Genomic DNA, 20,944 nt, shown 5'->3' with positions numbered 1-20,944 from the left:
CGCCGGGCGGCGGGGCGGCTCATGCCGCCGTCTACGCTCCGGACATGACATCGAAGGCCTATCTCTCGAACCTGTTCTCGCTGGAGGGCCGCGTCGCCCTCGTGACCGGGGGGAGTTCCGGCATCGGGCGGGCCATCGCCGGTGCGCTGGCGCGAGCCGGGGCGAGCGTGGTGATCGTGGCCCGCAACGAGCGGCAACTGCGGGAGGCGGCCGGGGAACTGACGGCCGACGGGTGCCGGGCGGCCTGGGTGAGCGGGGACCTGAGCACCCGTGAGGGGGTGCGCACGGTGGCCGAGGAGGCGGCCGGTGTGTTCGGGGAGCCCGACATCCTCGTCAACTGCGCCGGGGTCAACCTCAGGCCGCCGATGAGCGAGCTGGGCGAGGACGTGTGGGACGCCACCATGGCGGTGAACCTGCAGGCCCCGTTCCTGCTGGGGCAGCGGTTCGGGCCGGGGATGGCCGAGCGCGGTCACGGCCGGATCATCCACGTCACCTCCCAGCAGGCGCACCGGGCGTTCGTGCAGAGCGGCGCCTACGGCGTCTCCAAGGGGGCGCTCGAGTCGCTGGCCCGCTCCCAGGCCGAGGCGTGGTCGCAGTACGGCGTCACCTGCAACACCCTCGTGCCGGGCTTCGTGATGACACCGCTGAACGCACGCCTGTCGTCCGATCCCGAGCGGGTGGCGGCGCTGGCCGCGCGGACGATGACCAAACGCAACGGGCTCGCCGAGGACTTCGAGGGGGCCGCGGTGTTCCTCGCCGGCCCGGCGTCCGCGTACGTCACCGGCCAGTCGATCTTCGTCGACGGCGGTTTCTCGGTCCACTGAGCCGGCTCGTCCGCCCCGCGGCGCCGATCGCGCCCTGCCGGGAAGAGGATTGCGCGGGGACCGCCGCACCCCCGTTTCCGGGGGGCGGGACGACGGCGGTCCCCGCGTGGGACGCGGGCCGGGTCAGGGCCGGGCTTGCGCGTCCGTGGCGTCCTTGGAGGTCCGGGAGCCGCTCCGGAGGTCCTTGGCGCCGTTCGGCGCCGGCCGGGCGGGGAGCCTCTCCCCGGCGCTTCACGCCTGGGAGGTACTCCAACGCCCTGCCGACACCCACCAATGTGCCGGACCCGTGTTAAGCGGGTGCTGCGCGCACGTGACGCGCTCGTACCACTTCTGCGAACCCCGTCCCACCGCAAGTTCGCCGCGTACACGGGCACTTCACCGGCGGTTGGCTACTTGTTGCCGCCCTTGGCCAGGAACGCCAGCAGGTCCTGACGGCTGACCACACCGGTCGGCTTGCCCTCGACCAGGACGATCGCCGCGTCCGCCGAACCCAGTACCGACATCAGGTCGCCGACCGGCTCACCGGAGCCGACCTGGGGCAGCGGGGCGCACATGTGCTTCTCCAGCGGGTCCTCGAGGGACGCGCGCTTGCTGAACAGGGCGTCCAGCAGCTCCCGTTCCACCACCGAGCCGACGACCTCGGCGGCCATGACGTCCGGGTGACCGGCGCCCGGCTTGACGACGGGCATCTGCGAGACGCCGTACTCGCGCAGCACCTCGATGGCCTCGCCGACGGTCTCGTCCGGGTGCATGTGCACCAGGGACGGGATGGAGCCGGCCACCTTGTCGTTGAGGACGTCGGCGACGCGGGCGCTGGGGCCCTCGTCCTCCAGGAAACCGTAGTCGGCCATCCACTCGTCGTTGAAGATCTTGCTGAGGTAGCCGCGGCCGCTGTCCGGGAGCAGGACGACCACGACGTCGTCGGGCCCGAGCCGCTCGGCGACCCGCAGCGCCGCCACGACGGCCATCCCGCAGGAGCCGCCCACCAGCAGGCCCTCCTCCTTGGCCAGGCGGCGGGTCATCTGGAAGGAGTCCTTGTCGGAGACCGGGACGATCTCGTCGGCGACGGTGCGGTCGTAGGCGGTCGGCCAGAAGTCCTCACCGACGCCCTCGACCAGGTACGGCCGCCCGGATCCGCCGGAGTACACCGAGCCCTCGGGGTCGGCGCCGATGACCTGGACCTTGCCGTCGCTGGCGTCCTTCAGGTAGCGGCCGGTGCCGGAGATGGTGCCGCCGGTGCCGACGCCCGCCACGAAGTGGGTGATCTTACCCTCGGTCTGCTCCCACAGCTCGGGGCCGGTCGAGTGATAGTGCGAGAGCGGGTTGTTGGGGTTGGAGTACTGGTCGGGCTTCCAGGCGCCGGGGGTCTCCCGCACCAGCCGGTCGGAGACGTTGTAGTAGGAGTCCGGGTGCTCGGGGTCGACGGCGGTCGGGCAGACGACGACCTCGGCGCCGTACGCGCGCAGCACGTTGATCTTGTCGGTGCTCACCTTGTCGGGGCACACGAAGATGCACTTGTACCCCTTCTGCTGAGCGACGATGGCCAGACCCACACCGGTGTTCCCACTGGTCGGCTCGACGATCGTGCCGCCCGGCTTCAGTTCCCCGCTCTGCTCGGCGGCCTCGATCATGCGCAGGGCGATGCGGTCCTTCACGGAGCCGCCGGGGTTGAAGTACTCCACCTTGGCCAGGACGGTCGCCTGGATGCCCTTGGTCACGTTGTTGAGCCTCACCAGCGGGGTGTTGCCGACGAGGCTGATCATCGAGTCGTGGAAGTGCACCGTTGTCTCCGGTTGCTTGCAAAAAACAGTGGTCGTAGTGGTTCCGCCAGCCTACGGCCCCCGGGTGACGGGTGACGGTCGTTCACTCCCCGTCGAGATTGGCGAACGGTCTGTACGGGGCAAGGAGTGGATACGGCTACGAGGAGGTGGCGGCGACGCATGACGAGCATGTCGAGGGCGCGAGTGGCCCGGCGCATCGCGGCCGGGGCGGCGTACGGCGGTGGCGGGGTCGGGCTGGTCGGCGCGGCGGCCGTCGGGCTGCTGCTCGCGGAGGTGCGGCTGGCCCGGCGCCATGTGGGCAACGGCAGCGGTGGCCGGGTGCCGGTGGCGGAGGGTCTGTACGGCCACGCGTACGACGTCCCCGGTGAGCCGCCCGTCCGGCTGACCATGCTGGGCGACTCCACGGCGGCGGGGCAGGGCGTGCACCGGGCGGGCCAGACGCCGGGGGCGCTGCTGGCGTCGGGGCTGGCGGCGGTGGCGGAACGCCCGGTGGAGCTGCGCAACGTCGCTCTGCCCGGAGCCCAGTCGGACGATCTGGACCGGCAGGTGGCGCTGGTGCTGTCCGCGCCGGCTCCGGTCCCGGACATCTGCGTGATCATGGTCGGCGCGAACGACGTGACGCACCGGATGCCGCCGACGCGCTCGGTACGGCACCTGTCGGCGGCGGTCCGGCGGCTGCGGACGGCCGGCGCGGAGGTGGTGGTCGGCACGTGTCCCGATCTCGGCACCATCGAGCCGGTGCAGCAGCCGCTGCGCTGGCTGGCGCGACGGGCCTCACGGCAGCTGGCGGCGGCCCAGACCATCGGCGCGGTCGAGCAGGGCGGGCGCACGGTGTCCCTGGGCGATCTGCTGGGCCCCGAGTTCGAGGCGAATCCGCGGGAGCTGTTCGGGCCGGACAACTACCACCCTTCGGCGGAGGGTTACGCGACGGCCGCGATGGCCCTCCTGCCGACGGTGTGCGCGGCGCTGGGGCTGTGGCCGGCGGAGGAGGAGCGGCCGGACGTGTCGCGTCGCGAGGGCTTCCTGCCGGTGGCGCGGGCGGCGGCCGAGGCCGCGTCGGAGGCCGGTACGGAGGTCGCGGCGGCGATGCCGACGGGGCCTCGGGGGCCGTGGGCGCTGCTCAAGCGGAGGCGTCGGCGCCGGGTGTCCGAGGCCGAGCCCGCGCGTCCGTCGGCGTGACGGCGCCGGCGCATCCTAGCCAAGCAAGCGCTTAGTAAATTGCGGTCAGTGTCACACCGCAACACCGGTGACCTGGGCCATACGTACGGGTAACTTCCCAAGCGGTCCTGCCCGAAGAATTCCGTCCACTGGAGCCGTGATGCCCGAAGCCGTCATCGTCTCGACCGCCCGCTCCCCCATCGGCCGCGCCTTCAAGGGCTCCCTCAAGGACCTGCGCCCGGACGACCTGACCGCGACAATCATCCAGGCGGCCCTCGCCAAGGTCCCCGAGCTGGACCCGAGGGACATCGACGACCTGATGCTCGGCTGCGGCCTGCCGGGCGGCGAGCAGGGACACAACCTCGGCCGGATCGTCGCCGTACAGATGGGCATGGACCACCTGCCGGGCTGCACGATCACCCGTTACTGCTCCTCCTCCCTCCAGACCAGCCGCATGGCACTGCACGCCATCAAGGCCGGCGAGGGCGACGTCTTCATCTCGGCCGGTGTCGAGATGGTCTCCCGGTCCGTCAAGGGCAACTCCGACAGCCTCCCGGACACGAAGAACCCCTTCTTCGCCGAGGCCGAGGCCCGCACCGCCGCCGTCGCGGCGCAGGAGGGCACCACCTGGCACGACCCGCGCGAGGACGGCCTGGTCCCCGACGCCTACATCGCCATGGGCCAGACCGCGGAGAACCTGGCCCGCTCCAAGGGCGTCACCCGCCAGGACATGGACGAGTTCGGCGTCCGCTCGCAGAACCTCGCCGAGGAAGCCATCAAGAACGGCTTCTGGGAGCGCGAGATCACGCCGGTTACCCTCCCCGACGGCACGGTCGTCAGCAAGGACGACGGCCCGCGCGCCGGCGTCACCCTGGAGGCCGTCCAGGGCCTCAAGCCGGTCTTCCGCCCGGACGGGCTCGTCACCGCCGGCAACTGCTGCCCGCTCAACGACGGCGCCGCCGCACTCGTCATCATGAGCGACACCAAGGCCCGTGAGCTGGGCCTGACCCCGCTCGCCCGCATCGTGTCCACCGGCGTCTCCGGACTGTCCCCCGAGATCATGGGTCTCGGCCCGGTCGAGGCGAGCAAGCAGGCGCTGCGGCGCGCCGGCCTGACCATCGACGACATCGACCTCGTCGAGATCAACGAGGCCTTCGCCGCCCAGGTGATCCCCTCCTACCGGGACCTCGGCATCGACCTCGACAAGCTGAACGTCAACGGCGGCGCCATCGCCGTCGGCCACCCCTTCGGCATGACGGGCGCCCGCATCACCGGCACGCTCATCAACTCGCTGCAGTGGCACGACAAGCAGTTCGGCCTGGAGACCATGTGCGTCGGCGGCGGCCAGGGCATGGCGATGGTCATCGAGCGCCTCAGCTGACCCACCGTCCGTAGCGGCTTGGGCACGTTGCGTCAGAGTAAGGCCCGGAACCCGGGAAACCACCGGGTACCGGGCCTTTCTGTGATCCAATCTCCCCCAGGATGTGACCTATCTCCCTCGCCAGAGACATCCATGCAGGTCAGTGCCGTTCCGCCCGAAACCCCGCGACCGAAGTCCTGCCCGTTTCGTGACGTTACGCACTGACAGCTGGGTAGTCCGCCCTTCAAGCTGATGTAGGAAGTCGGGGGTCGACTTTGAACCGGGAGTACGTCAGTGAGCGCCATGCCGATCGCCCTGCTGCTCACCACGGCCGCCACCGGCGCCGTGGGCGTCGCCGTCCTGCGCACCGTCCTGAAGCTGCGCCGCCAGATCGCGGAGCTGCACGCGCAGCTCGCCCAGAGCAACGCCGCCGCGACGCACGCGCTGCTGCCGCACGCCCGCGGCGCCGCGGACGCCGAGCAGATACGCGCGGCCGTGGCCGAGGCGCTGGCGGAGGAGCGGGAGCGGGAGCTGGCCGAGGCGCGTGCCTTCTGGGCCGCGCAGGAGGCCCGTGACGCCTCCGACGCACCCTCCCTGCTCGGGCTGCCGGACGCCGAGGTGTTCCTGCCCCGGCAGACCGATTTCGTGGGCCTGGAGCCGGTGTCCGAGCCGACCGCCGACGCCGACGAGTTCTCCGGGGAGTCCCCGGAGCTGGCCGCGGCCCGTCGCCGCCACCCCTCCCACCCGGACTTCGTCCCGGTGCAGTCGCCCGCCGTGCAGGACCACGAGCGCACGGCGACCACGCTGGAGCAGCTGGCCGCCGGACGTGTCGAACTCGCCGACGTCCGTCCGGGCCCGCTCGGCACCCTCGACGTCTACGTCTTCGCCGACGGCACCACCCTGTGCATGACGCCGGGTCACCGCGAGACGGCGGAGCGCCTGGCGGCGGCCCTGGCCGCGGGCGAGGTGCCGTACCTGCTCGGCGGCTCGGGCATCTCCGGCGCCTACACCCTCACCTTCGCGTGCGGCGGGGACACGGTCTACGTCCTGGCCGACCGGGTCATCGCGTCTCTCTGATTCACACCCCCGCGCGCCGCCGCGCCTCCTCCACGTACCGCACCGCCTCGGCGACCTCGTCGTCGCTGCGCAGCACCAGCGCCAAGTCGTGCGCGGCGACGAGGATTTGGTCGGCGGCCGCGAACATCCCCGCGTCCGGCATCTCCCGGGGCTCGGTCCCCGGCTCCTCCACCCGCTGCACCCAGCGGGCGAACTGCCGGGCCAGCGCCAGCGCCTCGGCCGCCGCGCTGCGTTGCAGCCGGCTCTGCGGTGCCGCCCGCAACCGGTCGGCGAAGTGATCCACTGCTCGGGTCAAGGGCGTCGTATCAAGCACGCGCCGAGCGTAACGCGCCGCACTGTTGCCAATACGCGAACGCTCAGGCACGGTGACGTGAAGGACCGGCTTACATCCCCTTTGCGTTCGGAGGCGCCGATGTCCCAAGTCTTCTCCGAGGAGACCCACCGCAATCTGCTCGCCCGCATCCCGCACTGCACCGGTCGTGAAGTCTCCGACTGGCTGCGCACCGTCGAAGAAGGCCCGTCCCTGTTCCGCTTCGAGGAGAAGGTCAGCTGGCTCCGGCACGAGTACGACCTGGCGTACGGCCACGCGAAGGCGCTCGTGCACGAGTACGACCTGAGGAGGGCAGCGCGCAAGCTGCTCTGAACGGCGTAGGGCCCCGGGCGGATCGCCCGGGGCCCTGCCTACGACCGGCGGAGGCGCTAGTCGCTGCTGCTGAAGATCGCCACCAGGCGCAGCATCTCCACGTAGATCCACACCAGGGTCATGGTGAGGCCGAACGCGGCGAGCCAGGACTCGTTGCGCGGGGCGCCGTAGGCGATGCCGTCCTCGATCTGCTTGAAGTCGAGGGTCAGGAAGAAGGCGCCGAGCAGGATCGCGATGATGCCGACGACCGCGCCGAGCGGGCCGAAGCTGCGCAGCCCGCCGTTCTCGGCGACGCCGAAGGCGACCAGCAGCAGGTTCACCGCCATGACCAGCACGAAGGCGATGGCGATGGCCATGCCGATGCGGGCGTAGCGCGCGGTGACGCGGATCCAGCCGGCCTTGTAGATGAGCAGGGTCGCCGCCGAGACCGCCATGGTGCCGAGCACCGCCTGGAACGGCGCGCCGCTCCACCGGCTGTTGTACATCTCGCTGAAGACGCCGAGGAAGACGCCCTCGAAGGCGGCGTACCCGAGGATCAGCGCGGGCGACGGGGTGCGCTTGAAGCTCTGGACCATGGCCAGGACGAACGCGATCAGCGCCGAGCCGACGGCCAGGCCGTAGCTGGTCGTCGAGACCGGCAGCAGCGCCCAGGCGAGGACGGCGCCGACGGCGACCGTGCCGAGCGTGATGGCCGAGCGGACGACGACGTCGTCCATGGTCATCCGGTCGGTGGTGACCGGAGCCTGCGGCGGGGCGCCGTACTGAACGCCCTGCTGGGCGTAAGGGTTCTGCGCGTACGGGTTCTGCGCGTACGGGTTGCCCTGCGCGTACCCGGCCTGCGGTGCGGTGTTGAAGCCGGCGTAGCCGTTGTCGCGGCTGAACCCCCGTCGCGAGAAGACCGGGTTACTGCTCCTCATTTCACTCCTCCATGGCCACCCTGCGTGGCCTTGGCCTCAAGGGTAATGGATTGGCAAAGGATCGTCCGTAATACCTGGGGAGGATCTTTCCCTCGCCGTGCTCCGCAACACGCTACGCGGACTGGTGATTCCCGGCCATGGGTGATCTCGTTCCCTGACGAATCCGCTACCTAGCCGAGAGGAAACCCGGTGTAGGCCTCGGCGAGGTCGGTCTCGGCCGCTCGGGAGGAGGCGATGCGTTCCAGCCGGGCCTGCTGCAGACGGGTGTCGAAGGAGGTGGCGTCCGGGGCGGGGTGCAGCAGGGTCGTCATGTCGTAGGAGAACCGCTCGGCCTGCCAGATCCGGCGCAGGCAGGTCGCGGAGTAGCCGTCGAGCAGCTCCGGGGAGCCGGTCTCCTTCTCGTGAACCAGGGCCCGGGCGAGGGTGACGACGTCTCCGACGGCGAGATTCAGCCCTTTGGCGCCCGTGGGCGGCACGATGTGGGCGGCGTCGCCGGCGAGGAAGAGCCGACCGTGCCGCATCGGCTCGTGCACGAAGGAGCGCATGGGGGTGACCGACTTCTGGGTGACGGGGCCGCGGCGCAGGGTCCAGTCGTCGTCGGTCTCGAAGCGGCGCTCCAACTCGTCCCAGATCTCCCCGTCGCTCCAGTCCCCGGCGTCCGTCCCGGCGGGCACCTGGAGGTAGAGCCGGGAGACGGACGGGGAGCGCATGGAGAGGAGGGCGAAGCCGCGGTCGTGGCGGGCGTAGACCAGCTCGTCGTGGGAGGGTGCCACGTCCGCGAGGACGCCGAGCCAGGCATAGGGGTACGACCGCTCGAACACGCGGGAGAGTTCCGCCGGGAAGGCCCCCCGGGCCACGCCCCAGAAGCCGTCGCAGCCGACGACGTAGTCGCACTCCAGTACCTCTTCACGGCCCTGGTGCCGGAACGGGACGCGCGGCCGGTCGCCCTCGGCGTCCTCGACCGCCAGCGCCTCCGCCTCGAACAGCAGCGGTCCGCCCTCCTCGAGCCGGAGGGCGATGAGGTCCTTGCAGACCTCCGTCTGGGCGTAGACGGTCACGGACCGGCCGCCGGTGAGCGCGGGGAAGTCGACACGGTGCCGGCGCCGGTCGAAGCGCAGCTCGATGCCGTCGTGCCGCAGCCCCTCCCGGTCCATCCGCTCCCCGGCCCCGACGGCTCGCAGCACGTCGGCCGTGCCCTGCTCCAGGATCCCGGCACGCTGGCGCTGTTCGACGTAGGCGCGGTCGCGGCTCTCCAGGACGACCGACTCGATGCCGGCGCGGTGCAGCAACCGTGCGAGCAGCAGCCCGGCGGGCCCCGCTCCGATGATCCCGACGGTGGTGCGCATCGGTCGTTCCCTTCCTCGGACCCGCTTCACGTTCGCCTGGTGAAACTTCCTTCACTTGATTCGGGCACTGAGTCTCGGGCCGCACCCGCATCGCTGTCAACGGTCGGGGGAAGGACGGGAAGGTCGGGAACGGGTCGCTCTCGGGGGTGGCCGGCGGCCCGTGCGACAGGTGTGGGAAGTGCCCGGAGCCGGACTTGAACCGGCACGCCCGCGAAGGGGCAGCGAGGTTTAAGCTCGCCGTGTCTGCATTCCACCATCCGGGCAGGCCATGGGCTCCGCTTCGAGGTTCGAGCCTATCGGGAGGCATCCCCCGAACAGCGGACGGGCGGACCGATGTTGTCTTATTTTATTGACGTCTGAGGGTGCATCAGCCCACGGAACAGGCCATCCGCACTTGCCAGACAGCGTGACGTGACACGGGTGCGGCCGCACTCGGAATGACGGAATTTCACCTACCGAACGAGGGCGCTCCACCTGTTCTCGCCATCGTCGGTGTCAGGGGCGCCCGTCCTCCCCAGGTATGACACGGGCCCGCTCCGTCCGACCGAAGTCGCCCCCGGGAACGGGAACAGCGACTGACTACACGGGCTCCCGCGGCCGGGACGATGAATCAGTCCCCACGAACGCACGTCGTCCCGACAGGAGCACCCTCCCGTGACCACCACACCCACCGCCGGCCGGACCACCGCCGTGGCCGCACGCGCCACGGAGCTGTCGAAGATCTACGGGCAGGGTGAGACCCGGGTGGTCGCCCTGGACCGGGTCTCCGTCGACTTCCGGCAGGCCGAGTTCACCGCCATCATGGGCCCCTCCGGCTCCGGCAAGTCCACGCTGATGCACTGCGTGGCCGGCCTCGACACCTTCTCCTCCGGATCCGTGCGCATCGGCGACACCGAGCTGGGATCGCTGAAGGACAAGCAGCTCACCAGGTTGCGCCGGGACAAGATCGGCTTCATCTTCCAGGCCTTCAACCTGCTGCCGACGCTGACCGCGCTGGAGAACATCACCCTGCCCATGGACATCGCCGGGCGGAAGCCGGACAAGGCATGGCTGGACCAGGTCATCCAGATGGTGGGGCTGTCCGGGCGGCTGAGCCACCGGCCGTCGCAGCTCTCCGGCGGCCAGCAGCAGCGTGTGGCGGTCGCCCGCGCCCTCGCCTCCAGGCCCGAGATCATCTTCGGTGACGAGCCGACCGGGAACCTCGACTCGCGCTCCGGTGCCGAGGTGCTGGGCTTCCTGCGCAACTCGGTGCGCGAGCTGGGCCAGACGGTGGTCATGGTGACCCACGACCCGGTGGCGGCGGCCTACGCCGACCGTGTCGTCTTCCTCGCCGACGGGCGGATCGTGGACGAGATGTACGCCCCGACGGCCGACAACGTCCTCGACCTGATGAAGCAGTTCGACGCGAAGGGCCGTACCAGCTGATGTTCCGCACCGCCCTGCGCAACGTCCTCGCGCACAAGGCCCGCCTTCTGATGACCGTGCTCGCCGTCATGCTCGGCGTGGCCTTCGTCTCCGGGACGCTGGTCTTCACCAACACCATCTCCGACGCCTACCAGAAGAGTTCCGCCAAGGGCTTCGACCAGGTCGACGTCGCCGTACGGCCCGAGTACCAGGACTCGAAGGGCAACAAGGTCGGCCGGACCCCCGAGCTGACCCGGGCGCTGCTCGACAAGGCCGCGAAGGTCCCGGGCGCCGCCTCCGCGACCGGCGTCGTCACCGGCTTCACCGCCGTCGCCGACAAGGACGGCAAGCTGGTCGGCGGCGACTGGCAGTCCGCGGGCGGCAACTACTGGGGCCCCAAGGACGCCCGGTACCCGCTGGTCAGCGGTCACGCCCCGCACGGCAAGGACGAGGTGCTCCTCGACTCCAGGACCGCCGAGCGCGCCGGCTACGAGGTCGGCGACACCGTGCGCATGTCCGTCGACGGCCCGGTCCTCACCCCGACCGTCGCCGGCATCTTCACCACCGACGACGGCAACGTGGCCGCGGGCGGCAGCCTCGCCCTGTTCGACACGCCGACCGCGCAGGCGCTGTTCGGCAAGAAGGGCACGTACGACGAGATCGACGTGCGGGCCGCCGCCGGAACCGGTCAGTCGGCGCTCAAGGCCGAGCTGGACAAGGCCCTGCCGTCCCGCCTGGTGGAGACGACCACCGGCGAGCAGCTCGCCGACGACCAGGCGCAGGCCATCTCCGCCTCGATGAGCGGGCTGCGGCAGACCCTGCTGGTGTTCGCCGGTATCGCCCTGTTCGTCGGCACGTTCATCATCGCCAACACCTTCACCATGCTGGTCGCCCAGCGCACCAGGGAACTGGCCCTGATGCGGGCGGTCGGCGCCTCCCGCCGCCAGGTCACCCGCTCGGTGCTCGTCGAGGCGTTCGCGGTCGGCACGGTCGCCGGCGTGACCGGGCTGGCCGCCGGCATCGGCATCGGCGCGGGCCTGCGCTCCCTGCTGGGCTCCTTCGGCGCGAGCGTGCCCGACGGGCCCCTGGTGATCAGCCCCGGCACCGTGGTGACCGCCCTCGCGGTCGGCATCCTCATCACCATGCTGGCCGCCTGGCTGCCCGGCCGCCGGGCCGCGAAGATCCCGCCGGTGGCGGCGATGAGCAGCGTGCACGCCAAGGCCACCACCAAGTCGCTGGTGCTGCGCAACACGCTCGGCGCGCTGTTCTCGGCGGCCGGTGTCGCGGTGGTCCTCGCGGCCACCACCATGAAGTCCGACGCCCAGGGACCGATGGGGCTGGGTGCCGTCCTGCTGATCATCGGCGTGTTCGTCCTGACCCCGCTGCTGTCCCGCCCGCTGATCGCGGCCGCCGCCCCGGTGCTGCGCGTCTTCGGTGTCTCGGGCAAGCTGGCCCGTCAGAACTCGGTGCGCAACCCGCGCCGTACGGCGGCCACCGCCTCCGCGCTGATGATCGGTCTGACCCTGATCACCGGCATGACGGTGATGGCGGGCAGCCTGCAGACGTCGATCGACAGGATGGCCAGCTCTGCGATCCGCGCGGACTACGTCGTCTCGATGGCCAACCGCGGCCCGCTCTCCCCGGACGTGGCGAGGAAGGTCGCCGCCACCGAGGGCGTCGTCGCCAGCAGCCCGCTGCGCAACGGCGAGTCCCGGATCGACGGCGAGACCGAGTACCTCACGGGCGTCGACGGTGCCGCGATCGGCAAGCTGACGGACCTTAAGGTGCGGGACGGCTCCTTCACGATGGGCGGCACGCGGGCCGTCGTCGACGAGGACCGGGCCGAGGAGTACGGCTGGAAGGCCGGTTCCGAGTTCACCGTGCACTTCGAGGACGGCACGGCGCGCAAGCTGACGGTCGCCGGGGTCTACGAGGGCAACGACATGATCAACGGGATCATGCTCGACGACAAGGTCCTCACCCCCCACCTGACCGACCCGGCCGACATGCAGGTCATGGTCAAGACCGCGGACGGCGCCTCCGGTGCGGCCAAGGACAGGCTGGAGAAGGCCCTCGGTACCAACCCGGCGATCAAGGTCCAGGACAAGCAGGACATCTCCAACGAGATCGCGAAGATGTTCACGCTGATGCTGAACATGGTCTACGGCCTGCTCGGCATGGCGGTGATCGTCGCGGTCCTCGGCGTCATCAACACCCTGGCGATGTCGGTCTTCGAGCGCTCCCAGGAGATCGGCATGCTCCGGGCGATCGGCCTGGACCGCAAGGCGGTCAAGCGGATGGTCCGTCTGGAGTCCCTGGTGATCTCCCTGTTCGGCGGCGTGCTCGGCATCGGCCTCGGCGTGTTCTTCGGCTGGGCGGCCGGTGAGCTGCTGAGCACGAAGATGCCGACGTACGAACTGGTCCTGCCCTGGGGCCGGATGACGGTCTTCCTGCTGCTGGCGGGCACGGTCGGCATGCTGGCCGCCCTCTGGCCGGCCCGGCGCGCGGCCCGGCTGAACATGCTGGCGGCGATCAAGGCCGAGTAGCCGCGAGCCGGTACGGGGACGGGCCCCGCCCTGCGAGAAGCAGGGCGGGGCCCGCTTCGTGTCAGCCCTGCCAGACGCGGGTGCGCGGCGGCAGGCCGGACACGCCGGACTGCTGGGTGCGGATCGCCAGGACCTGGTTGACGCCGATGCGGTTGCGTTCGAAGGCGAGCGCGGAGGCGGCCATGTACAGGCGCCAGACGCGGGCACGGCCGGGGCCGGCGAGCCGGACCGCGCGGCCCCAGTCGGCCTCCAGGTTGGTGACCCACTGGCGCAGGGTGCGGGCGTAGTGCTCGCGGAGGGACTCCACGTCCCGCACCTCGAAGCCGGCCCGCTCCAGCTGGGTGACGGTGGTGCCGATCGGGGCGAGTTCGCCGTCGGGGAAGACGTAGGCGTCGATGAACCGGTCCACCTCGTACGCCGATTCGTCCCGCTGGGGGCGGCGGGCGATCTGGTGGTTGAGCAGCCGCCCGCCGGGCTCGAGGAGGTCGTACAGCTGGTGCGCGTACTCCAGGTAGCGGTCGGCGCCGACGTGTTCGGCCATCCCGATGGAGGAGATCGCGTCGAAGGGGCCGTCCGTGACGTCCCGGTAGTCCTGGACGCGGATCTCCACCTTGTCGGTGAGGCCCTCGTCGGCGACGCGCTTACGGGCGTAGGCGGCCTGTTCCTGGGAGAGGGTGATGCCCAGGACGCTCACGCCGTGCTCGCGGGCCGCGTGGATGGCCATGGAGCCCCAGCCGCAGCCGACGTCCAGCAGCCGCCGGCCGGGCGTCAGGCCCAGCTTGGCGCAGACGAGGCCGAGCTTGTCGCGCTGGGCCGACTCCAGAGTGCCGCCGTCCTCCCAGTAGGCGCAGGAGTACACCATGGAGGGGCCGAGGACGATCTCGTAGAAGTCGTTGCCGACGTCGTAGTGGTGGCTGATGGCCCGCCTGTCGGTGCGCCGGGTGTGCAGGTGCCTGCGGGGTCTGCGGATCTCCTCGCGGGGCGGGGCCGGCGGGAGGAGGGGTCCGGCGAGCCTCAGCAGGTCGCGGGCGGCGGCGCGTACGTCCGGATCGCGTACCGCCTGGACCAGGGTGCGGGCGTCCTCGCCGCGCTCCCACACCAGGCCCGACATCACCTCCAGCGTGGTGTAGAGGTCGCCCTCGACCTCCAGGTCACCGGCCACCCAGGCGCGGGCGAGACCCAGTTCCCCCGGTTTGAACAGCATGCGGCGCAGGGCGCGGCGGTTGCGGATCACGAGCGCCGGAGCGTCCGGCGGTCCGGCCTGGGACCCGTCCCACGCCCGCACCCGCAGGGGCAGCGGCTCTCCCAGCATCTGCTCGGCAAGACTCCTCAGCCGCGACGCGGCGTCGGCCATGGCGCACACCTCCAAGACGACGATCCCGGATGTCCGTTCACCACGTAAACACCGTGCGGCGCTCGGCGCAGTCCCGCAAAGGAGTTACAACTGGGCAAAACAGCTGTAGAGAGCATGCACTTTGGTCCCCGTACAACGCCGAAGGACCTCCCGCACCACGGATGGCAGGAGGTCCTTCGGGTGGTTCACCGGCGGCGGGCCGGTGGCCGCTGTCGAGGCGTCAGGAGGCCTTGGCCTTCTCCTCGGTCTTCGCGGCGGCGACCGGGGCGGGCTTGGCGGCCTCGTAGAACTCCTCGCGCGGGTTCTCCATGGCGCCCAGGGAGACGACCTCGCGCTTGAGGAACATGCCGAGGGTCCAGTCGGCGAAGACGCGGATCTTGCGGTTGAAGGTCGGCATCGCCATGCCGTGGTAGCCACGGTGCATGTACCAGGCGAGACGGCCCTTGAGCTTGATCTTCATCTTGCCCATGACGATCATCGCCACGCCCTTGTGCAGGCCGAGACCGGCCACCGCACCCTTGTTGGCGTGCTCGTAGTCCTTCTGCGGGAAGCCCCGCATACCGGAGATCACGTTGTCGCCGAGGACCTTGGCCTGGCGCAGCGCGTGCTGGGCGTTCGGCGGGCACCAGGCGTTCTCGTTGCCCGCCTTGCGGCCGACGAGGTCCGGGACCTGTGCGTTGTCACCGGCGGCCCAGATGTAGTCCGTGCCCTTGACCTGGAGGGTCGGCTCGCAGTCGACGTGGCCGCGCGGGCCGAGGGGCAGACCGAAGCGGGCGAGAGCCGGGTTCGGCTTGACACCGGCGGTCCACACGATGGTGTTGGAGTCGACCTCGAGGCCGTTCTTCAGCACCACGTGGCCGTCCACACAGGAGTCCATCGAGGTGGAGAGGTAGATCTCCACGCCCCGGCTCTCCAGGTGCTCCTTGCCGTACTGGCCGAGCTTGGGGCCGACCTCGGGAAGGATCTTGTCGGCGGCGTCGACGAGGACGAAGCGCATGTCCTCGCGGGAGACGTTCTTGTAGTACTTGGCCGCGTCGCGGGCCATGTCCTCGACCTCGCCGATGGTCTCCGCGCCCGCGAAGCCGCCGCCGATGAAGACGAAGGTGAGCGCCTTGCGGCGGATCTCCTCGTCGGTCGTGGAGTCGGCCTTGTCGAGCTGCTCCAGGACGTGGTTGCGCAGGCCGATGGACTCCTCGATGCCCTTCATGCCGATGCCCTGCTCGGCGAGGCCGGGGATCGGGAAGGTGCGGGAGACCGCGCCCATCGCGATGACCAGGTAGTCGAAGGGCAGCTCGTACGCCTCGCCCACCAGCGGGGCGATCGTGGCGACCTTGCGGTCCTGGTCGATGGTGGTGACCCGGCCGGTGAGGACCTCCGCCTTCGGCAGCACGCGTCGCAGCGGGACGACGACGTGCCGAGGGGAGATGCTGCCGGCGGCGGCTTCGGGGAGGAAGGGCTGGTAGGTCATGTACGACCGGGGGTCGACGACCGTGACGGTCGCCTCTCCGTAGCGCATCTTCTTGAGGATGCGCCGAGCTGCGTACAGGCCTACGTACCCACCGCCTACTACGAGGATCCTGGGACGCTCCGTGGTGCTCATGCCATCGAGTATCCACCCGCCTCGGGGGGGCTGCTCGTGCGCCCCTTCACAAGCTCCGACAGGGCCTGTGTTAAACTCCGCGGCTCGCGTGACGCAGGTCATGTCACGCAAGAGGAACCACGGGGCGGTTCGACCCGTTGTCAAGGGCGCGTGAGCTGCCTCTCTCTTCGGAGAGGGCCACCGTGAGGGCCTCGAAACACCCCCGGAAATCGCCTCCGCCGATCCCCCTTCCGCCTGCCGTCTGAACATGTTCAAACGGCCTGCGCTCCCCCGGAAGGGCCACTCGGCCCCGTTTCTGGGTTCTGTCGGGCGGAATTCCTTGTGAAGAACTTCACGAAGTTTTCCGACCGGCCGTCACCGAGGGGCCCCCGAGGGCCCCACGGGGTCGCTCAGACGTTATCCGACCTGCTCAGCCGACGACTACCGACGGGTAACAAAAGAGAGCTATGCCACCGACCACGCGATGCCGTCGAGGATGTCGTGCTCGCTCACCACGACCTCCTCGGCGCCGATCCGCTCCATGATCGCGAGGAGGACGAGGGCGCCCGCGCCGATGACGTCGACCCGGCCCGGGTGCATGGACGGCACCGCGGCGCGCTCGGCGTGCGTGGAGCGCAGCAGCCACTCGGTGATCTCGCGGACCCGGTCGTGGGAGATGCGGGAGTGGTGGATGCGCGCGGAGTCGTACTCGGGCAGGTCCTGGGCGATCGCGGACACGGTGGTGACCGAGCCCGCCAGGCCCACCAGGGTGCGCGCCTCGCGCAGCGGGACCGTCCGCTCGGCGAGGTCGAGGGCGGCCTCGATGTCGGCCCTCATGGCGGCGATCCGCTCCCCGGCGGGCGGGTCGCTCACCTCGCCGCCGTGCACCAGGTGCCGTTCCGTCATCCGCACACAGCCGACGTCCACCGAGCGCGCGGCCCGTACGTGGTCCTCGCCGACGACGAACTCGGTGGAGCCGCCGCCGATGTCCACGACCAGGTAGGGCTTGGTGAGGTCGTCGCGGCCCGTGAGTTCCCTGGTCGCCCCCGTGAAGGAGAACTCCGCCTCCTGGTCACCGGTGATGACCTCCGGCTCGACCCCGAGGATCTCGAGCACGCCCCGCACGAAGTCGTCCCGGTTCTCGGCGTCGCGGGAGGCGGAGGTGGCGACGAAGCGGAGCTTCTCGGCGCCGTGCTCCTTGATGATCCCGGCGTACTCACGGCAGGCGGCGAAGGTCCGCTCCAGCGCCTCGGGGGCGAGCCGGCCGGTGCGGTCCACACCCTGGCCGAGCCGGACGATCGTCATCCGCCGGTCCAGCTCGACGAGTTCACCCGTCTCCGGGTCCGCGTCCGCGACCAGCAGACGGATGGAGTTCGTACCGCAGTCGATGGCGGCGACACGCGTCACTTCTCGTCCTCCTCGATGGGCCCGGCGGCGAAGTGACCGGTGCCGTCCTCCGTCGTCTCCACCTGCCACCGCTCTCCGGCCGGAGGCTGAGCCGGTGTCACACACGGCCCCTTGGCCCACCACTGCGGCAGCATCGCGATCGCCTCGTCGCCGAGCGGGTTCACACCCGGCCCCGCGGCCAGCGAGTGGGCCACCAGGACGTGCAGGCACTTCACCCGGTCCGGCATGCCGCCCGCGCTCGGGAAGCCCGCCAGGACCTCGATCTCGTCGCGGCGCCGGATGTAGTCCTCGTGTGCGGCCCGGTAGGCGGCGGCCAGCTCCGGGTCGGTCCCCAGCCGCTCCGTCATCTCCTTCATGACGCCGTTCGCCTCCAGCGTGCCGATCGCCGAGGCGGCGCGCGGGCACGTCAGGTAGTACGTCGTCGGGAAGGGCGTGCCGTCGGGCAGCCGGGGGGCCGTCTCCACGACGTCCGGCTGGCCGCACGGGCAGCGGTGCGCGATGGCCCTCAGGCCCCGCGGCGGGCGGCCGAGCTGCTGCTTGAAGGCCTCGACGTCCGCGTCGGTGGGCTCGGTGTGCGGAGTGGGCGGCGGAGGCGTTTCCATGACTGCTTTCCGGGTGGCTTTCTGTCGGTCACCGGCCGGAGGCCGGCTTACTGGTCGGAGGCGTCGGACTTGTCGACCCCGTCCCAGACGTTCGCGTACCAGGGCCGGTGGGCGGCCCTGAGGTCGGCGCGGGACTGCTTGGCGGCGCCCGGGTCGATGACGACGTATCCGGTCTCACCGGGCATCACGTAGTGCAGCCGGCGCCGGATCTGCTGTTCGGCGTAGGCGTCGTCCCGCCAGCGCGCCTTGAGGTCGCGCAGTTGCTCGACGCGTTGGCGGGCCTGCTGCTGCTGCCGCTGGAGGTCGGCGATCTCGGCACGCTGGGAGACGTACTGCCGCATGGGGTACGCCAACGCGACGATCATCGTGCACAGCACCAGCGCGAGGAGCGCCGCACGGCCGGTGAGCCGGGAGCGGCGGGCCTGCCGTTTGGTCTGGGAGCGGTAGACCCGGGCCGCCGTCTGCTCGCCGAGCAGCCGCAGCCTGGTCGCGGTGGAGAACCGGTCACGGTCCTTCACGGCCATCTTCCCCGCCTCCCGTTCACACACGCGCGTACGTCCCCGGACACGGTACGGGACCGGGTACGGGGACGTACGTACGACTGGCTAGGGCTTAGCCCGGGATGGCTCAGCCCTTGAAGCGCGGGAAGGCGCTGCGGCCGGCGTACACCGCGGCGTCGTCGAGGATCTCCTCGATGCGCAGCAGCTGGTTGTACTTGGCGACGCGCTCGGAGCGGGCCGGGGCGCCGGTCTTGATCTGACCGCAGTTGGTGGCGACGGCCAGGTCGGCGATGGTGACGTCCTCGGTCTCGCCGGAGCGGTGGGACATCATGCACTTGAAGCCGTTGCGCTGGGCCAGCTCGACGGCGTCCAGGGTCTCGGTCAGCGAGCCGATCTGGTTGACCTTGACCAGCAGGGCGTTGGCGGTGCCCTCCTCGATGCCGCGGGCGAGGCGCTCGGGGTTGGTGACGAACAGGTCGTCGCCGACCAGCTGGACCTTGTCGCCGAGACGGTCGGTGATGACCTTCCAGCCGGCCCAGTCGTCCTCGAACAGCGGGTCCTCGATGGAGACGAGGGGGTAGGCCGCGACCAGCTCCTCGTAGTACTCCGTCATCTCGGCGGCGGAGCGCTCCTTGCCCTCGAAGAGGTACTTGCCGTCCTTGTAGAACTCGGAGGCGGCGACGTCGAGCGCGAGGGCGATCTGCTCGCCGGGCGCGTAGCCGGCTTCCTTGATCGCTTCGAGGATGAGGTCGAGGGCCTCGCGGTTGGAGCCGAGGTTCGGGGCGAAGCCGCCCTCGTCACCGAGGCCGGTGGACAGGCCCTTGCTCTTCAGGACCTTCTTCAGCGTGTGGTAGACCTCGGTGCCCCAGCGCAGCGCCTCGGAGAAGGACTCCGCGCCGATCGGGGCGATCATGAACTCCTGGATGTCCACGTTGGAGTCGGCGTGCGAGCCGCCGTTCAGGATGTTCATCATCGGCACCGGCAGCAGGTGCGCGTTCGGGCCGCCCAGGTAGCGGAAGAGCGGCAGGTCGGACGCCTCGGAGGCGGCGTGCGCGACGGCCAGGGAGACGCCGAGGATGGCGTTGGCGCCGAGGGAGCCCTTGTTGTCGGTGGCGTCCAGGTCGAACATCGCCTGGTCGATCAGGCGCTGCTCGGTGGCGTCGTAGCCGACCAGCTCCGGGCCGATCTGCTCGATGACGGCGAGGACGGCCTTCTCGACGCCCTTGCCCTGGTAGCGGTTGGGGTCACCGTCGCGCAGCTCGATGGCCTCGAAGGCGCCGGTGGAGGCGCCGGACGGGACGGCGGCACGACCCGTGCTGCCGTCGTCGAGGCCGACCTCGACCTCGACCGTGGGGTTGCCTCGGGAGTCCAGGATTTCCCGGGCTACGACGACGTCGATGGACGGCACGAGCATCTCCTTCTTGGATGTGACGCTGGAAGTGCGGGGCGGCTGCCTTACGGCTGTGCCTTGCGACTAGAGCCTAACCGTCCCCGGAGCATCGGCCACCGACCGACCGACCCGTGGACGGTGACGGACACGCAGACGGTACCCATTGTTCATGCCCGGAACAAAGGGGGGTGGGGATGAGGCCCAGCTGAAGAGCGGGAAAACAAAGAACCCCGCCCCGGTGCGTACGGGGGAACACGCACCGGGGCGGGGAGCCCGTGGGGACGGGGGCCGGCCCTCACGCGGCCTTCGGCGGAAGGGCCGGGGAGGTGAGGGCGCGGTGGTTCGAACGGGGGCCGGGCGTCACTTCAGGTGCAGCTGCTGACCCGGGTAGATGAGGTCGGCGTCCTCGACGACGTCCTTGTTCAGCTCGAACAGCTTCTCCCAGCCGCCCTTGACGCCCTGCTTCTCGGCGATGGAGCTGAGGGTGTCGCCCGTGACGACCTTGTACTCGCCGTCGCCCTTCTTGACCTTCTTGCCGGTCGGGGTGGTGACGGTCTTGCTCGCGGACTTGCTCGCGGACGGGGCCGGACGCTCGGCGGAGCGGGAGGCGGCCTGCCCGTCGGTGGAGCGGGTGGTGGTGCTGCCGCTCGACGAGGTGGTCGTCGGGGCGGAGCCGTTGTAGGGGGTGCTCGACAGGCCCGTGCCGCAGACCGGCCAGGCGCCCTTGCCCTGGGCGGCGAGGACCTTCTCGGCGACGGTGATCTGCTGCGCCTTGGTGGCCTGGTTGGCCTGCGCGGCGTACTGCGTGCCGCCGTACGCGGCCCAGGTGGAGGCGGAGAACTGCAGACCGCCGTAGTAGCCGTTGCCGGTGTTGATGGACCAGTTGCCGCCGGACTCGCACTGGGCGACCTTGTCCCACTCGGAGGCGGTGGCGGCGGAGGCGTTGCCGGCCGCCATCAGCGGGGCGGCGACGGCGGCGGAGGCGACACCGGCCAGCGCGACGGCGCGGACGGCCTTGGACGGACGACGGTGCTTGCCCTTGCCGGAAAACAGCAT

The 20,944-nt window shown here is 70.6% G+C and carries 18 protein-coding genes and 1 tRNA gene; 7 read left to right on the top strand and 12 right to left on the bottom strand.

The window, feature by feature from the left end; all coding sequences use genetic code 11:
* Window positions 1-44: 44 nt before the first annotated feature.
* Window positions 45-824, top strand: a complete 780-nt coding sequence (locus tag ACZ5CW_RS02395; protein WP_468597612.1) for an SDR family NAD(P)-dependent oxidoreductase — start codon at window positions 45-47, stop codon at window positions 822-824.
* Window positions 825-1,213: 389 nt separating this feature from the next.
* On the opposite strand, the gene ACZ5CW_RS02390 is transcribed toward ACZ5CW_RS02395, so the two are convergent.
* Window positions 1,214-2,605 carry a cystathionine beta-synthase gene (locus tag ACZ5CW_RS02390; RefSeq protein WP_468597611.1) on the bottom strand — a complete coding sequence of 464 codons (1,392 nt, stop codon included), beginning with the start codon at window positions 2,603-2,605 and terminating at the stop codon, window positions 1,214-1,216.
* A gap of 159 nt (window positions 2,606-2,764) precedes the next feature.
* On the opposite strand from ACZ5CW_RS02390, the gene ACZ5CW_RS02385 reads away from it, so the two are divergent.
* From ACZ5CW_RS02385 to ACZ5CW_RS02375, 3 genes are all read left to right on the top strand, one after another.
* Window positions 2,765-3,784 (top strand): SGNH/GDSL hydrolase family protein, encoded by a 1,020-nt coding sequence (locus ACZ5CW_RS02385; RefSeq protein ID WP_468597609.1) that lies wholly within the window; start codon window positions 2,765-2,767, stop codon window positions 3,782-3,784.
* A 139-nt stretch (window positions 3,785-3,923) separates the two neighbouring features.
* Entirely contained in the window at window positions 3,924-5,144 is a 1,221-nt protein-coding gene (locus ACZ5CW_RS02380; protein ID WP_468597608.1) for an acetyl-CoA C-acetyltransferase, read from the top strand.
* 273 nt (window positions 5,145-5,417) lie between these two features.
* Window positions 5,418-6,200, top strand: coding sequence for a hypothetical protein (locus ACZ5CW_RS02375; protein ID WP_468597607.1), 783 nt, complete (start codon window positions 5,418-5,420; stop codon window positions 6,198-6,200).
* Window position 6,201: 1 nt separating this feature from the next.
* Here the strand turns inward: ACZ5CW_RS02375 and ACZ5CW_RS02370 are convergent, their stop codons facing one another.
* Window positions 6,202-6,513 carry a hypothetical protein gene (locus ACZ5CW_RS02370; RefSeq protein ID WP_468597606.1) on the bottom strand — a complete coding sequence of 104 codons (312 nt, stop codon included), beginning with the start codon at window positions 6,511-6,513 and terminating at the stop codon, window positions 6,202-6,204.
* Window positions 6,514-6,612: 99 nt separating this feature from the next.
* Here ACZ5CW_RS02370 and ACZ5CW_RS02365 point away from each other — a divergent pair, with 99 nt between their 5' ends.
* The gene (locus ACZ5CW_RS02365) at window positions 6,613-6,843 is read left to right on the top strand and encodes a DUF4287 domain-containing protein (protein ID WP_468597604.1); all 231 of its coding nucleotides are present in this window, start codon (window positions 6,613-6,615) and stop codon (window positions 6,841-6,843) included.
* 56 nt (window positions 6,844-6,899) lie between these two features.
* Here the strand turns inward: ACZ5CW_RS02365 and ACZ5CW_RS02360 are convergent, their stop codons facing one another.
* The 3 genes from ACZ5CW_RS02360 to ACZ5CW_RS02350 form a co-directional block, all read right to left on the bottom strand.
* A complete protein-coding gene (locus ACZ5CW_RS02360) occupies window positions 6,900-7,760 on the bottom strand; it encodes a Bax inhibitor-1/YccA family protein (RefSeq protein WP_468597601.1) in 861 nt (286 codons plus the stop codon).
* A gap of 170 nt (window positions 7,761-7,930) precedes the next feature.
* A complete protein-coding gene (locus ACZ5CW_RS02355; RefSeq protein ID WP_468597600.1) occupies window positions 7,931-9,106 on the bottom strand; it encodes a 4-hydroxybenzoate 3-monooxygenase in 1,176 nt (391 codons plus the stop codon).
* Window positions 9,107-9,285: 179 nt separating this feature from the next.
* Window positions 9,286-9,369 (bottom strand) — tRNA-Leu (locus ACZ5CW_RS02350).
* A gap of 391 nt (window positions 9,370-9,760) precedes the next feature.
* Here ACZ5CW_RS02350 and ACZ5CW_RS02345 point away from each other — a divergent pair.
* Together ACZ5CW_RS02345 and ACZ5CW_RS02340 are read left to right on the top strand one after the other, a co-directional pair.
* Entirely contained in the window at window positions 9,761-10,531 is a 771-nt protein-coding gene (locus tag ACZ5CW_RS02345) for an ABC transporter ATP-binding protein (RefSeq protein WP_468597598.1), read from the top strand.
* Window positions 10,531-13,056: an ABC transporter permease gene (locus ACZ5CW_RS02340; protein ID WP_468597596.1), complete on the top strand. Its 2,526-nt coding sequence runs from the start codon at window positions 10,531-10,533 to the stop codon at window positions 13,054-13,056. The genes ACZ5CW_RS02345 and ACZ5CW_RS02340 overlap by 1 nt, the downstream gene beginning before the upstream one ends.
* A 61-nt stretch (window positions 13,057-13,117) precedes the next feature.
* Here the strand turns inward: ACZ5CW_RS02340 and ACZ5CW_RS02335 are convergent, their stop codons facing one another.
* From ACZ5CW_RS02335 to ACZ5CW_RS02305, 7 genes are all read right to left on the bottom strand, one after another.
* Window positions 13,118-14,410, bottom strand: a complete 1,293-nt coding sequence (locus ACZ5CW_RS02335; RefSeq protein WP_468597594.1) for a class I SAM-dependent methyltransferase — start codon at window positions 14,408-14,410, stop codon at window positions 13,118-13,120.
* A gap of 220 nt (window positions 14,411-14,630) precedes the next feature.
* Entirely contained in the window at window positions 14,631-16,010 is a 1,380-nt protein-coding gene (locus ACZ5CW_RS02330; RefSeq protein WP_468597593.1) for an NAD(P)/FAD-dependent oxidoreductase, read from the bottom strand.
* Between the two features lie 444 nt (window positions 16,011-16,454).
* Window positions 16,455-17,396, bottom strand: a complete 942-nt coding sequence (locus ACZ5CW_RS02325) for a Ppx/GppA phosphatase family protein (RefSeq protein ID WP_468597591.1) — start codon at window positions 17,394-17,396, stop codon at window positions 16,455-16,457.
* A complete protein-coding gene (locus ACZ5CW_RS02320) occupies window positions 17,393-17,998 on the bottom strand; it encodes a DUF501 domain-containing protein (protein WP_468597590.1) in 606 nt (201 codons plus the stop codon). Before ACZ5CW_RS02320 ends, ACZ5CW_RS02325 begins: the two co-directional genes overlap by 4 nt.
* A gap of 47 nt (window positions 17,999-18,045) precedes the next feature.
* The gene (locus ACZ5CW_RS02315; protein WP_468597588.1) at window positions 18,046-18,522 is read right to left on the bottom strand and encodes an FtsB family cell division protein; all 477 of its coding nucleotides are present in this window, start codon (window positions 18,520-18,522) and stop codon (window positions 18,046-18,048) included.
* Window positions 18,523-18,625: 103 nt separating this feature from the next.
* Window positions 18,626-19,912 carry a phosphopyruvate hydratase gene (gene eno / locus ACZ5CW_RS02310; protein ID WP_468597586.1) on the bottom strand — a complete coding sequence of 429 codons (1,287 nt, stop codon included), beginning with the start codon at window positions 19,910-19,912 and terminating at the stop codon, window positions 18,626-18,628.
* Window positions 19,913-20,248: 336 nt separating this feature from the next.
* The gene (locus ACZ5CW_RS02305; protein ID WP_468597585.1) at window positions 20,249-20,944 is read right to left on the bottom strand and encodes a transglycosylase family protein; all 696 of its coding nucleotides are present in this window, start codon (window positions 20,942-20,944) and stop codon (window positions 20,249-20,251) included.

The sequence above is a fragment of the Streptomyces sp. NPDC031379 genome (assembly GCF_055569615.1).
This window is presented reverse-complemented; position numbering and strand designations above follow the sequence as displayed.

Excerpts from the sequence above, each read along its gene's own strand:
- ACZ5CW_RS02395 (WP_468597612.1), top strand. The coding sequence starts at position 45 with ATGACATCGAAGGCCTATCTCTCGAACCTGTTCTCGCTGGAGGGCCGC.
- ACZ5CW_RS02385 (WP_468597609.1), top strand. The coding sequence starts at position 2,765 with ATGACGAGCATGTCGAGGGCGCGAGTGGCCCGGCGCATCGCGGCCGGG.
- ACZ5CW_RS02380 (WP_468597608.1), top strand. The coding sequence starts at position 3,924 with ATGCCCGAAGCCGTCATCGTCTCGACCGCCCGCTCCCCCATCGGCCGC.
- ACZ5CW_RS02365 (WP_468597604.1), top strand. The coding sequence starts at position 6,613 with ATGTCCCAAGTCTTCTCCGAGGAGACCCACCGCAATCTGCTCGCCCGC.
- ACZ5CW_RS02360 (WP_468597601.1), bottom strand. The coding sequence starts at position 7,760 with ATGAGGAGCAGTAACCCGGTCTTCTCGCGACGGGGGTTCAGCCGCGAC.
- ACZ5CW_RS02355 (WP_468597600.1), bottom strand. The coding sequence starts at position 9,106 with ATGCGCACCACCGTCGGGATCATCGGAGCGGGGCCCGCCGGGCTGCTG.
- ACZ5CW_RS02340 (WP_468597596.1), top strand. The coding sequence starts at position 10,531 with ATGTTCCGCACCGCCCTGCGCAACGTCCTCGCGCACAAGGCCCGCCTT.
- ACZ5CW_RS02335 (WP_468597594.1), bottom strand. The coding sequence starts at position 14,410 with ATGGCCGACGCCGCGTCGCGGCTGAGGAGTCTTGCCGAGCAGATGCTG.
- ACZ5CW_RS02330 (WP_468597593.1), bottom strand. The coding sequence starts at position 16,010 with ATGAGCACCACGGAGCGTCCCAGGATCCTCGTAGTAGGCGGTGGGTAC.
- ACZ5CW_RS02320 (WP_468597590.1), bottom strand. The coding sequence starts at position 17,998 with ATGGAAACGCCTCCGCCGCCCACTCCGCACACCGAGCCCACCGACGCG.
- ACZ5CW_RS02315 (WP_468597588.1), bottom strand. The coding sequence starts at position 18,522 with ATGGCCGTGAAGGACCGTGACCGGTTCTCCACCGCGACCAGGCTGCGG.
- eno (WP_468597586.1), bottom strand. The coding sequence starts at position 19,912 with ATGCTCGTGCCGTCCATCGACGTCGTCGTAGCCCGGGAAATCCTGGAC.
- ACZ5CW_RS02305 (WP_468597585.1), bottom strand. The coding sequence starts at position 20,944 with ATGCTGTTTTCCGGCAAGGGCAAGCACCGTCGTCCGTCCAAGGCCGTC.